The organism is Mucilaginibacter sp. P4_G9, from assembly GCF_056400985.1.
On the sequence record NZ_JBFUKF010000130.1, the window covers coordinates 1 to 13,593 of the forward strand.

Sequence of the window (13,593 nt, forward strand, 5' to 3'; positions counted from 1 at the left end):
TTGCCATCATTGCGAAAATATATCTAATTAAATAAGGCGTTCAAATATTTTCGACAATTATACATTATTTGTTTCTTTGATTTTTTAATAATTGTGTCATATTATCAATTCTGCATAATCTGGCAATCTGTAGACGATAAAAAAAGTCACCAACAAAATTTGTATTTTTGTCGAATTATGAAAGCAGATCAGAACGATAGCGTAAGAGAAGAGATCATCGCGGCAGCCGGTGTGGTATTTGAGCGTTACGGCTTTGTAAGGGTATCTATGCAGGATATATCAAATGAATGCAAAAAAGGCCGAAGTACACTTTATCATTATTTTAAGAATAAAACAGAGGTGCTTGATGCGTTGTGTCACAAAATGTTTTCCCAATGCCTTGAGGAAAGTAAAGCTACGATAAGTAAGCGCCGTTCTTTTTCAGCCAATATTGAATCATTTAACGAGTTGAAAGTCAAACGCCTGCGCGAGTTGGTTTTAAAATACAGCCTGATTATAGAAGACATGAGGCAGGATCCATCGCTGCTGATTATGCAGTCACGTATTATGTCTGAAGAAGAGATTTTAGCCGTGAAGCTCATGATCAGGTGGGCTATGGAAAACAAGGAAATAGCGGAACTAAACGAGGAAGACAGCCAGTTTTTAGCAGAGACCTTACAAACGGTTTTCAAGAGCTTTGATCAGGAAATCATTCTTTTTGGAAGGTTTCCGCAATTTGAAAGCAAAATAACCTGGCTGGCGCAGATAATACATAAAGGCCTGATATAGAAGCACCTGAAAAGAGGCCAGGTAAACTTTAGCCGAATGGTCTAAATCAATTGGCTGACAGTTGGATATATTGACCAAAGACGGAACGTTGCAGAAACTTCGCAGGGGTATATTATTTCCCGATCGATCAGGTCCAAAAAACCTTCATCAAAAATCCACTATCGGGTAAACCTCAAAATTCACCATCTCCAAAGCCTCGGTAATGATTTCTAAAATAGCATTGTCATCAGCTATTTTACGAGCACCAAAACTCCAACATTCACTGTGCAACGCATGAACTGACCGAACGGGCAACCGATGGTAACGCAGGCGCTCCTTTGTTTGATCAGTGCCTGCATTACCGAAGGGCTTGGGGTACGCGGCATATTTGTCGCTTTCCTGGTAAGCATTGGCATCAACTATTCTGAATATTTTACTGAGCAACTGATTCTACTGGAAGCGTTGCAGCGGATTCTATTCCTTTAGTTGGTGAGCAGAGAAGCGTACAGGGCTGGAATCCAAAAACAGATAAAAAACACTGTCCATCTCAATCGGTAAAATACCTGACTCACCTACCGGTCTGTCCGGTTAAGCAACTTTTTGATTGATCCCAACCAACCGCCGCGATACTTTTGAATTGAATAAGCAGACATCGGAAGTACCAAATTGGAATAGAAACGACCGATTGGCTATAATTTAAATGTAAATAGAATAATTCGTCGTCATAAAAATTAAAAAAAATGGAAAATGTTAATAAAGCAAAAGGAAGTAGAGTTGTAAAAGTTGCAGCTGTACAAATCAGCCCGGTCCTATATAGTCGTCAGGATACAGTTGAAAAGATCATCAATAAAATTAATGAGCTGGGAGAAAAAGGTGTGCAATTTGCAACCTTTCCAGAGACCATTATTCCTTATTACCCGTATTTCTCTTTCATCCAGGCTCCCTACATGATGGGGAAACAACACCAACTCCTGATGGATGAAGCGATCGTAGTTCCTTCTGCTGACACAGAGTCTATCGGGCAGGCTGCTAAAATGGCCAACATGGTCGTATCGATTGGCGTCAATGAGCGTGACGGTGGCTCAATATATAATACGCAACTTTTATTCGATGCAGACGGCACCTTGATCCAGCGCAGACGCAAACTTACGCCTACCTACCATGAGCGCATGGTTTGGGGGCAGGGCGATGCATCCGGATTACGCGCTGTTGACAGTGCAGTCGGTCGTATCGGTCAATTGGCTTGTTGGGAGCACTACAATCCGTTGTTTCGGTACGCCATGATAGCCGATGGCGAGCAGATCCATTCTGCAATGTATCCGGGATCTTTTTTGGGTCATTTGCACAGCGAGCAGACAGAAATTAATGTACGCCAGCACGCCCTGGAATCAGCCTGTTTTGTAGTTTGCGCGACAGGTTGGCTTGATGTCGACCAACAGGCGCAGATCGCAAAGGATACAGGCGGCCCTATTGGCCCAATTTCAGGCGGCTGTTTCACTGCGATTATAGCCCCCGATGGACAAATAATTGGTGAACCAATAACATCGGGTGAAGGTGAAGTAATTGCCGATATCGATCTTGCTCAAATAGATGCGCGCAAACGATTGATGGATGCAAACGGCCACTACAGCCGTCCCGAATTAGTTAGTTTGTTTATCGACCGCACCCCGGCCACTCAGGTTCATGGACGCAAAACATATGGCCAGCCTACAGTCTAAAATCAACAATTCATATCATACAACAAACCCGTCAAAAAATGAAAACGCTTAATGATAAACATGTTATAATAACTAAAATTAAAGAAATGAAACCTTCTCAAAGACTCCTATTAAGCCTGCTAACTATTTTTAGTATAGCAGTATTCTTTATTCCCGCGAAGGCGATAGCACAACAATCGGGAATCATACGCACAGATCTTCAGCGACATGATATCAGTGTTGCCGGACATGAAGCAATTCAAGTGCGTGTTGACTTTAAACCTTGCACTGCATTCGGAATGCACGCTCACCCCGGCGAAGAGATTATCTATGTGCTGGAAGGGATACTGGAATATGAGATTGAGGGCGATCACCCGGTAACGCTAAAGGCCGGAGATGTCCTTTTCGTACCGGCCGGGAAGTACCACTCGGCCAGGAATGCAGGAAATATTAATGCTGCAGAACTCGCAACTTATATTGTAGAAAAAGGTAAACCTCTCCTTGTCCTGAAAAAATAGCACAATTTATTTACGGAGATTAGCTCCCCTACCCGCGCAAATCTGCCATTGCTTCACCTATACCCCCAAAAAAACCGGTCTCCGACCGGCACTAAAAACGGGTTCATGAACTACCCTTTGTTTGTATGGATAACGCCCCGTTTCCATCATTATTGCGCGCAAAAAAATATAGTTAGGAAACGGCGTTTTGATACCTGATACCTTATATTTTTGGCTTTGCGCACATCAAAAAAACATCAGTATGATACCGGAAAACAAAAAAGAAGATAAAAACATGAACACATTTATACTTGGGTTTCAGCAAATCGAAAGATCAAAATTTATAGCTGTGGGAGGCAAAGGCGCTAATCTCGGCGAACTGTCGGGGATCAAAGGGATACGGGTGCCGAAGGGTTTTTGCGTAACCACCGAAGCGTATAAAAAAATAACCCAAAATAATCAGGAACTTAACAGCTTGCTGGATGAATTAACGCGTTTTAAAGCTGAAGAAAGGGGAAATATCAGCGAAATCAGCGCAAAAATCCGTATGATCATTGAAAACGCACCAATTTCTGAGGATATAGCTGAAGAGATTGCGGCTTATCTAACCAGGTTTGGTGAAAAAGATGCCTTTGCCGTGCGGTCCAGTGCTACGGCGGAAGACCYGCCGACGGCATCCTTTGCAGGCCAACAGGATACGTATTTGAACGTTATCGGAACGGAGGCCATTCTAAAGCATATCAGCAAATGCTGGGCGTCACTATTTACCGAGAGGGCAGTAATTTATCGCCTTCAAAATGGCTTCGACCATTATAAAATTCACCTTTCGGTAGTTGTTCAAAAGATGGTCTTCCCGCAGGTGGCTGGAATTTTGTTTACTGCCGATCCCGTTACTTCTAACAGAAAAGTGTTATCCATTGATGCCAGCTTCGGGCTTGGCGAGGCCATGGTTTCCGGCCTGGTGAATGCTGATCTCTACAAAGTGCGTAACGGCAATATTATTGATAAAAAGATATCCACCAAAAAACTGGCCATTTATGCATTAAAAGATGGCGGTACTAAAGAACAGGAGATTGAGCCTGAACAGCAGAATAAGCAAGCATTGACGGATGAGCAGATTTTACGGCTTGAGCACATAGGTAGAAAGATTGAAGAACATTTCGGCAGCCCCCAGGATATCGAATGGTGCTTGGCCAGCGATACATTTTATATTGTGCAGAGCAGGCCAATCACTACTTTATACCCGGTCCCTGAAGCGGATGATCAGGAAAATCACGTGTATGTATCTGTCGGACATCAGCAGATGATGACCGATGCCATGAAACCATTAGGGTTGTCTTTTTTCCTCTTAACGACCCGCGCACTCATGCGTACGGCTGGAGGAAGGTTGTTTGTTGATATCACGCCTATGCTGGCTACGCCTGCCGGCAGAGAAACTATATTGAATGTACTGGGGAAATCCGATCCACTCATAAAAGACGCCTTTACGATTATTATAGAGCGGGGAGATTTTATAAAATTATTACCTGACGATAATTCCGGCAAAAGCAATAAAAGTCCATCCCTTGCAGATTATAAAGCACTAAATGAATATGATCCTGCCATCGTTACTGATTTGATCAAGCAAAGTCAAACGTGGATAGAAGAATTAAAACAAACCATCCAAACGAAATCTGGCCTGGATCTATTTGACTTTATCCTGGAAGATCTCCAGCAATTAAAGCAACGTTCAGCTGAATCACAAAGCTTTAGTGTAATCATGACTGGTATGAATGCTGCATCATGGATCAATGAAAAAATGAACGAATGGTTAGGTGAGAAAAATGCAGCAGACATACTTTCTCAATCTGTACCAAACAATATTACATCGGAAATGGGTCGGGAACTATTGGATGTGGCAGATGTAATTCGTCCTTACCCAGAGGTAGTTGAATATTTACAACATGTAAAAAACGATAACGTTTTGGATGAACTGGTTAAGCTGAATGGTGGACAGGAAGCACGTGGCGTTATCGAGGCTTATCTCAACAAATACGGAATGCGATGTGCCGGGGAAATCGATATTACTAAAACCCGCTGGAGCGAAAACCCCATTACACTTGTGCCAACAATTCTTAGTAATATCAAAACCTTTGCGCCTGGTGTCGGCAACCGGAAATTTGAGCAAGGACGAAAGGAAGCTTTGAAAAAAGAACAGGAGTTATTAGATCGATTGGCGTCACTACCAGATGGTGAACAAAAAGCCAGCGAAACACAACGAATGATCAACCTTGTCCGGAATTATAGTGGTTATCGTGAATATCCAAAATACAGCATCGTTAATCGTTACTTCATTTATAAGCAGGCTTTGCTGAAAGAAGCCGAACAACTGGTACAAGCCAACGTTATTCATGAAAAAGAGGATATATACTATCTCACATTTGAGGAGCTTCGCGAAGTGGTACACACTCACAAACTGGATTACTCCATCATCAACAAACGGAAAGATGAATACAAAATCTATGAAAAACTAACTCCGCCGCGTGTTATTACATCTGATGGCGAAATTATTACAGGTAAGTACAAACGAGAAAATCTCCCGGCCGGAGCTATTGTAGGTTTACCTGTTTCTTCCGGAATGATAGAGGGACGGGCACGTGTTATCTTAAACATGGAAGAAGCTGATCTGGAAGATGGGGATATATTAGTCACCTCATTTACTGACCCCAGTTGGACACCRTTGTTTTTATCCATAAAAGGCCTGGTCACCGAAGTTGGCGGACTGATGACCCATGGGGCAGTTATCGCTCGTGAATATGGTTTACCGGCAGTTGTTGGAGTGGAGAATGCTACACGGCTGATCAAAGACGGACAGAGAATCCGCGTAAATGGAACGGACGGATATGTAGAAATACTATAAATTGAGGCGCTTTTTATTAGTGACGATCAAATTCATTTAATATTCCATTATGCTACACGGAATACTGTAGCCCCATAATTATAAAAAAGATCTAAAAACAATTTAAGATTACAATCTTTTATTAATTCTATTTACCTTTAATAAACCAAAGACAACCCATTGTTTAAACCTTATCTACATCCATATGAAAATTACAAATCACTGGTTAGAAGCCGACTCGGACGGCGAAAAAATAAAAATTTCTAAATCCGGGAATGTCAGAGATCCTATAGATCCAGATTATTTGGTAATTCATTATACCGCCACAGATACTGCACAGTCAGCAATAGACTGGTTTATGGATACCCGGTCGAACCCCGATAAAATTGCGGCCCATATTGTATTAAATACCGATGGCACAATTACACAGCTGATACCTTTTAATCACAGGGCAAATCATGCCGGTACCAGTACCTGGGATGGGGTAGATAGTTTTAATTATCATGCCATAGGGATAGAAATTGTAAACCCTGGTTTTGTGGAAAAGCTGGCAGATAATACTTTTAAACGCGCTACAGATGATGGTGTAAAAATTTACCCGGCTACCGATGGCGATAAGTTTATGAAGATTGATCATAAGCATAAGTTTTGGACAGGTAAAAACAACCATTACTGGCGCATCTTCCCTGATGCTCAGCTAGAGGCGCTATACAAGCTTTGTAAGGTATTATTTGATACGTATCATTTAATAGCAGCCGTTGGTCATGACGATATCTCTCCCGCACGTAAGCCAGATCCCGGACCGGCATTTCCCTGGGATACATTTAAAGCAAATGTATATGGCAGYACTAACAACACTGGTAAAATTTATACGATAAATACAGAAGGCACTAATTTTAGAAACTCATTTTCTACCAATGCCCCCGTACTAAAAAAATTAACAAAAGGTTATGAAGTTGGCTTGATAGAAACAAACGGGCAATGGAGTAAAGTATACCTGGTAAACAGCCAGGCCGAAGTATTGCAAAATGTGGATGGCAAATTAAGAAGCATTAAAACCATAGGATGGATATTTAGCTCGTTATTATCTTTAAAAGCTGGTCAGTAAGCATTTGGTAGGCTCCCCTATGGTTTGCCTTACTCATCGAGATACTGGTTAGCTTTACATTCTTGTTCTTTGTGGGCTTGTAAATCTTTATAACGCTTTTTTTTAAGTCATCGCCAGCGATCCGTCAGTTCACCATTCCGCGATTACCCATCTCCGAGAATCCCTGGTATCTTTAAATCTTACTCATATTTCCGAAACAGATCGCGTCAGCATCCTTGAATCAAATGAACGTTTGAACATCCCAGGCTACGATGTTTCATGTTGTCCATATTATTGACCCTATTTGTACCTGTTAATGCCTAAAATAAACTACTGCTAAAAAAGGTAAGTATGATGCTGAAAAGGATCATAAGTAACTTTTTTATGAAGATAGTCAGCATAAATCATATAACGGCGTAAAATCGGACCAAAGAATAATTTTATTCTTTAATTTGGCTCTTCATAATAAGTAATCCTATTTTGCTATTAATGACCTGATAAATTAAGTTAACATGCTTTTGATTTTAAATGTAATTTTCCTGCTTTCGTTCCTGGTTTTTGCCTGGTTAAATCTGAATGATGTTGATTGGTACTTATGGGTGCCTATATATTTAAGTGCTGCTGTATGTTGCGGGATGGCTGCTTTTGGTAAGTTTTACCCTGTTATTTATCTTTTGCTTACAGCCTTTTATCTTGTTTATGCAGCAATTCTCTTTTTTCAAAAAGATGGTGTACGCGACTGGATAACTAAATATAATAAACCCAGTTTGGTTGAAAGCATGCAGGCAACCAAGCCCTATATCGAAAAAACAAGGGAGTTTTTTGGTTTACTTATTATTGCCGGGGCATTGCTTATTAATTATTTTGCGCTTTAACAAATGGTTATAACCACCTACAATAAAAAGGAACTGAACGAAATTATCRTGGATATAATCCAGGATAATATAGATCCGACTTCCTGGGCCTGGCTCAATGAGGATAGGAATGTATTGACTAATGTTGCATTTAATACGGCTTTCGTCATGATACCGCGTAAAACAGGCAAAGCAATCATAACTGTAACGCAGAAGCAACACGAATTATTAGCATCTATCAGACCAGGTTTTACAATCGATTACTGGACCGCTGACAGGCTTAGTAGGGTGTGGTTATTAACTAAATATGATCATACCGATCGGGACCGGTATTTCCAGGTGATTGAAAACCTTTTTTCGGTTGCCGAAATGAATGAGCAAATTGCTTTATATTCTGCACTTCCGGTATTGCCGTACCCCCAACTATGGGTTAAACGCTGCACGGAAGGCATCCGAAGTAATATAGGCACCGTACTGGAAGCCATTATGTACGATAATCCCTATCCGGCAGAAAACCTGGAAGAACCGGCATGGAATCAAATGATTTTAAAGGCTTTTTTTACAGAAAAACAGGTGAACAGGATATACGGCCTGGACCAAAGGGCAAATGAAGAACTTGCCCGCATATTAACCGACTATGCCATGGAACGCCATTCAGCCGGGCGGAAAGTAGACGATATGCTTTGGTATTTGGTTGGAAAATTTGTTGACCAGGCGCGATTGAGCGATATAAAACAAGGAAAATTTTAGAAAAATTAAGAAAAATCGAGAATTATAAGATATTGATCATATAAAAATTAAAGAAAATGTGTTGCAGCCATAATATAGAGGAAAGAAGTGTGCCATCGGTACAATCTGCAGAGAAATTTGATATGGATTTAATAAAGGGGATGAAATTCTTTGATCCGCATGTTCATATGACATCACGCACTACCGACGATTACCAGGCCATGGCCGACGCCGGAATAGTTGCTCTTATTGAGCCTTCGTTTTGGCTGGGGCAGCCGCGTACGGGAGTAGATAGCTTTAAAGATTATTACAGCAGCCTGGTTGGCTGGGAAAGGTTTCGTTCCTCGCAATTTGGAATAAAGCATTACTGCACCATAGGGCTCAACTCAAGAGAGGCAAATAATGAAGCCCTGGCCGAACAGGTTATGGAAATGCTGCCGTTATTTATGTATAAAGACGGCGTGGTTGGAATTGGCGAAATAGGATTTGACGACCAAACCGCAGCAGAAGAAAAATATTACCGTTTGCAACTCGACCTGGCAAAGGAAGCCGCTTTACCTGTACAAATTCATACACCTCACCGCGATAAAAAACGGGGAACCCAACGCAGCATGGATATAGCCATTGAACATGGGCTTGATCCGTATATGGTAATTGTTGACCACAATAACGAAGAAACTGTAAAAGAAGTGCTGGACAGGGGCTTTTGGACAGCCTTTACCATTTATCCGTTTACCAAGATGGGAAATCAGCGCATGGTTGAAATCACAAAGCAATATGGTTCGGAAAGAATCATGGTTAACTCTGCGGCCGACTGGGGTATTAGCGATCCGCTGGCGGTACCAAAAACTGCAGCATTAATGAAGCTCAATGGCATAAGCGACGCCGACATAGAATTGGTTACCTATCGAAACGCCATAACTGCTTTTGCTCAAAGCGGGCAAATCAACGAAGCCGACTTTGTTGCGGCCATTGATCAAAGCGCCAGGTTTGAAGGAAACAGTATTTTACGGGGCGGCCAACAGCCCCGCATCAATAAATCCTCTATTATTATCAGCTGACGGTTTTGAAAAAAATATTGGATTATTTACGGATGATGCGACCTGCCAACGTTGTAACCTCGGTTGCGGATGTATTGGCTGGCGCAGCCATAGCGGGTGCTTTTTCACAAGTGGCTTTCAAAGATCACTTACAGGCCATTATTACACTTTGTTTTTCCACAGCATGCTTATATGGTGGCGGTATAGTGTTTAATGACGTTTTTGATGCCAAACTGGATAAGGTCGAACGCCCGGAACGTGCTATCCCCAGCGGCCGCATCAGTCTTGTGCAGGCAGCTGTATTTGGCAGCGCACTTTTATTGGCAGGGATTATAGCTGCTGGTATGGTTAGCCTGGTATCAGCATTATTAGCAGCAGGAATCAGCTTTTTTGCCTTGTTATATAACAAGATCAGTAAGCATCACCCCTTTTTTGGTCCGCTTAACATGGGGTTATGCAGGGGTTTAAATTTGCTTTTAGGCATCAGCATAGTAACAGCTGCTTTAACGCAATGGTACTTTTTCGCAATTGTGCCTATCGTTTATATCTTTTCAATTACCATGATCAGTCGCGGAGAGGTGCATGGCGGCAGCAAGCGAAATTTATACATCGCCGCGCTTTTGTATGGTATAGTAACCGCTTTTATCCTTTACTTTTCCTACCTGAATAATAAATTGCTCCTATCTGTTATTATCCTTATACCATTTTTGTGGATGATCTTTAAACCATTGTTTAAGGCAATTCAAAACCCTATAGGTAAAAATATTGGCGGGGCGGTTAAAGCCGGCGTTATTTCATTAATACTGATGGATGCTGCATGGGCGGTAACATTCAGCACTGTTTATACAGCATTAATGATAGCCTGTTTACTGCCATTATCAATCTGGCTGGCAAAATTTTTTGCCGTCACGTAATTACATTAATTAAAAAACGTTTTTTCTGTATATGAAGCATTTATCTCAATCTTTTTCTGTAAAGTTTGAATACCAGGTTTATTTTACCACTGGCCTTTTTAATAAAACCAACAACTTATTTAACGACTTTTTACAAGGTTCCGGCGCACCGGCTTCATTACGTAAAATACTTTTTGTTGCCGATAAAGGCGTTCTTGACGCGCACCCTAAGCTGATAGCAGAAATACATGAATATTTTGCCTTTAGCAACCATGTGCGGCTTATTCCTGATATTTTGGTTGTACCGGGTGGTGAGGTAGTAAAAAATGACATAACTTATTTTGACAGCGTTGTTGAAGCTGTTAATACCTATGGCATTGACAGGCATTCCTATATTGCCGCTATTGGTGGCGGCTCGGTGCTCGACATGGTGGGTTATGCTGCGGCGGTATCACATCGTGGCATCAAACATATACGCATACCAACCACGGTGCTCTCGCAGAATGACTCTGGAATCGGGGTAAAAAATGGAATTAACTTCTTCTCCAAGAAAAACTTTTTAGGAACATTCATGCCTCCGGCTGTAGTTTTTAATGATGATGATTTCTTGAAAACATTAACCGATCGCGAATGGCGTTCAGGAATTTCTGAAGCGGTAAAGGTTGCTTTATTAAAAGATGAGCAATTTTTCAACTGGATTGAAAAAAATACTGAAGCATTGGTTAAACGCGATATGGAAACAATGAATTACCTGGTATGGAAGTGCGCGCAACTCCATATGGAGCATATTGCCGGCAACGATCCCTTTGAAAGCGGATCATCTCGACCGCTTGATTTTGGGCATTGGAGTGCACATAAGCTGGAGTACCTGAGCAATTTTGAAGTACGCCACGGCGAAGCAGTGGCCATGGGCATTGCACTGGATACCGTTTATTCTGATCTTTCGGGCCGTTTACCATCTGAGCAAAGCACCAGGATAATCCAAACCTYGCAAAGCCTTGGCTTTGAAGTTTCACATCCTTTATTGCAAATAGATAAAGACAACAGCCCAATATTAGCCGGACTGGAAGAATTTCGGGAACATTTAGGCGGGCAATTAACCATTATGCTGCTTAACGCTATTGGAGAAGGCGAAGAAGTGCACGAAATTGATACCAACCTGCTAAAACAGGCTGGCGAAAAATTAGCGCAGATGCATAAACTTCAATTGCACTAATCATCAACATTTATGAAACTTACAGCAGGGCATTTAACCTATTGCACCAATATACACGCCGGCGAAAACTGGGCCGATCATTTCAATGCTTTGAAACTGAGCTTTCCCGAAATAAAGCAGCAACTATCGCCAGATGCGCCAATGGGTATTGGGCTGCGGCTATCTAATATTGCCAGTATCGAGCTACTCCAGGGCGATAATCTGCTGCAGTTTAAACAGTGGTTACAACTTCATGATGCTTACGTGTTTACAATGAATGGCTTCCCGTATGGCGGGTTTCATAATGTTATAGTAAAGGACCAGGTGCACGCCCCCGACTGGACAACCAGCGACCGCGTGGCTTATACCATTAGGCTATTCCATATATTGGCTGTTTTGCTGCCCGACGGCATGGAAGGCGGTATATCAACTTCGCCGTTGAGTTACCGCAATTGGTTTGATAGCGAGGCTGCACTTGAAGCAGCCAAATCAGCGGCCACAAAAAACATATTGCAGGTAGCTGCAGAACTGAACATCATAAAACAAAAAACAGGTGTTAAATTACATTTAGATATAGAACCCGAGCCCGATGGGATCCTGGAAACAGGGAAAGAGTTTATCGAATGGTTTGAGCGGGACCTGCTGCCGCAAGGTGTTGGTTTTTTTGAAAAGGAATATAAAATACCAACTGCCGAATCGCAACAGCTCATCAGGGATCATATAAATTTATGTTATGATGTTTGCCATTTTGCCATAGGTTACGAACCGCATGAACTCATCATTGATGAATTAGCCCAAAAAGGAATAAAGGTGGGTAAGATACAGATCAGTGCTGCACTTAAAGCAACATTTGATGCATCGCGCGCCAATAAAAAGGCAATCCTGGCAGAGTTTGAAAAATTTAATGAATCTACCTACCTGCACCAGGTTATTGCCAGGCTTACCAACGGGGAATTGTTGCGCTACCCTGATTTGCCTAATGCATTAACAGCAACGGATGATGCTCATGAATGGAGAGCGCATTTTCATGTACCCGTATTTTTAGAGAATTTTGGCCTGCTTCAATCCACACAAGCCGATATAATAAAGGTATTAGCCATCCAGGCGCAAAACCCTTTTACCAATCATCTTGAAGTAGAAACTTATACATGGGGAGTATTACCGGATGCTTTGAAGATTCCCCTTACTCAATCTATTATCAGAGAACTGGAATGGGTTAAATCCAAATTAACAAACTGATTGGTATTATGAATAAAACGGTTGTTATTGATATTGTAGGATTATCTACCGCTGTGATTGGCGAACATACGCCTTTTTTAAAAGCATATATCGCCAAAAAAAACCTAAGTACCATTGAGCCACTTTTGCCGGCCGTAACCACTGCCGTGCAATCAGCCTATCTTACAGGAAAATATCCGTCTGAAAATGGTATCGTAGGTAACGGCTGGTATGACCGTATTGACAGCGAAATTAAATTCTGGAAACAATCAAACAAGCTGATAAGCGGAGAAAAGATATGGGATAAGGCAAAAAAGGAAGACCCTTCTTTTACCTCATCGATGATGTTTTGGTGGTATAATATGTATTCTACCGCCGATTATTCGGTAACACCCCGGCCCAATTACTTAGCCGACGGAAGGAAGATGCCTGATTGCTATTCGCACCCTGCCGAACTGCGTGATGTGCTCCAGGAAAAGCTTGGGCAGTTTCCGCTGTTTCAATTCTGGGGGCCTGGGGCAAATATCAAATCGAGYAAATGGATAGCAGATGCATCTATGTATACCGATGACCTGCACAACCCTACCCTTACATTGATTTATCTTCCGCATTTGGATTATTGCCTGCAAAAGTTTGGGCCCGATGAATCAAAAATAGCCAAAGAGCTTGGAGAAATAGATGCCCTTGTTGAAGAACTGGTAACTTTTTATGAAAAGAAGAAAGCACGTATCGTCCTGTTGTCCGAATATGGTATAGCC

The 13,593-nt window shown here is 41.8% G+C and carries 13 protein-coding genes; 12 read left to right on the forward strand and 1 reads right to left on the reverse strand.

Translation table 11 applies throughout. The features are described from left to right. Window positions 1-177 precede the first annotated feature (177 nt). Window positions 178-768 (forward strand): TetR/AcrR family transcriptional regulator, encoded by a 591-nt coding sequence (locus AC1DPZ_RS12965; RefSeq protein ID WP_477403938.1) that lies wholly within the window; start codon window positions 178-180, stop codon window positions 766-768. 147 nt (window positions 769-915) lie between these two features. Here the strand turns inward: AC1DPZ_RS12965 and AC1DPZ_RS12970 are convergent, their stop codons facing one another. After that, the gene (locus AC1DPZ_RS12970; protein WP_477403940.1) at window positions 916-1,191 is read right to left on the reverse strand and encodes a hypothetical protein; all 276 of its coding nucleotides are present in this window, start codon (window positions 1,189-1,191) and stop codon (window positions 916-918) included. Window positions 1,192-1,487: 296 nt separating this feature from the next. On the opposite strand from AC1DPZ_RS12970, the gene AC1DPZ_RS12975 reads away from it, so the two are divergent. The 11 genes from AC1DPZ_RS12975 to AC1DPZ_RS13025 all read left to right on the forward strand — a co-directional run. Next, window positions 1,488-2,465: a nitrilase-related carbon-nitrogen hydrolase gene (locus tag AC1DPZ_RS12975; protein ID WP_477403942.1), complete on the forward strand. Its 978-nt coding sequence runs from the start codon at window positions 1,488-1,490 to the stop codon at window positions 2,463-2,465. 38 nt (window positions 2,466-2,503) lie between these two features. Then, the gene (locus AC1DPZ_RS12980) at window positions 2,504-2,962 is read left to right on the forward strand and encodes a cupin domain-containing protein (protein ID WP_477403944.1); all 459 of its coding nucleotides are present in this window, start codon (window positions 2,504-2,506) and stop codon (window positions 2,960-2,962) included. Between the two features lie 241 nt (window positions 2,963-3,203). Next, on the forward strand, window positions 3,204-5,840 hold the full coding sequence (gene ppsA / locus AC1DPZ_RS12985; RefSeq protein WP_477403946.1) for a phosphoenolpyruvate synthase: 2,637 nt from the start codon (window positions 3,204-3,206) through the stop codon (window positions 5,838-5,840). Between the two features lie 184 nt (window positions 5,841-6,024). Further along, window positions 6,025-6,927, forward strand: coding sequence for an N-acetylmuramoyl-L-alanine amidase (locus AC1DPZ_RS12990; RefSeq protein WP_477403948.1), 903 nt, complete (start codon window positions 6,025-6,027; stop codon window positions 6,925-6,927). Between the two features lie 491 nt (window positions 6,928-7,418). Continuing rightward, window positions 7,419-7,781, forward strand: coding sequence for a transmembrane 220 family protein (locus AC1DPZ_RS12995; protein WP_477403950.1), 363 nt, complete (start codon window positions 7,419-7,421; stop codon window positions 7,779-7,781). 3 nt (window positions 7,782-7,784) lie between these two features. Then, the gene (locus AC1DPZ_RS13000; RefSeq protein WP_477403952.1) at window positions 7,785-8,510 is read left to right on the forward strand and encodes an EboA domain-containing protein; all 726 of its coding nucleotides are present in this window, start codon (window positions 7,785-7,787) and stop codon (window positions 8,508-8,510) included. A 56-nt stretch (window positions 8,511-8,566) separates the two neighbouring features. Continuing rightward, on the forward strand, window positions 8,567-9,550 hold the full coding sequence (locus AC1DPZ_RS13005; protein ID WP_477403954.1) for a TatD family hydrolase: 984 nt from the start codon (window positions 8,567-8,569) through the stop codon (window positions 9,548-9,550). A gap of 5 nt (window positions 9,551-9,555) precedes the next feature. Next, complete coding sequence (gene eboC, locus AC1DPZ_RS13010; protein ID WP_477403956.1) at window positions 9,556-10,443, forward strand: UbiA-like protein EboC; 888 nt, start codon at window positions 9,556-9,558, stop codon at window positions 10,441-10,443. Window positions 10,444-10,474: 31 nt separating this feature from the next. Then, the gene (locus AC1DPZ_RS13015; protein WP_477403958.1) at window positions 10,475-11,638 is read left to right on the forward strand and encodes a 3-dehydroquinate synthase; all 1,164 of its coding nucleotides are present in this window, start codon (window positions 10,475-10,477) and stop codon (window positions 11,636-11,638) included. Window positions 11,639-11,650: 12 nt separating this feature from the next. Continuing rightward, window positions 11,651-12,856 carry a metabolite traffic protein EboE gene (gene eboE / locus AC1DPZ_RS13020; protein WP_477403960.1) on the forward strand — a complete coding sequence of 402 codons (1,206 nt, stop codon included), beginning with the start codon at window positions 11,651-11,653 and terminating at the stop codon, window positions 12,854-12,856. An 8-nt stretch (window positions 12,857-12,864) separates the two neighbouring features. After that, on the forward strand, window positions 12,865-13,593 hold a 729-nt coding region (locus AC1DPZ_RS13025; RefSeq protein ID WP_477403962.1), incomplete at its 3' end, for an alkaline phosphatase family protein.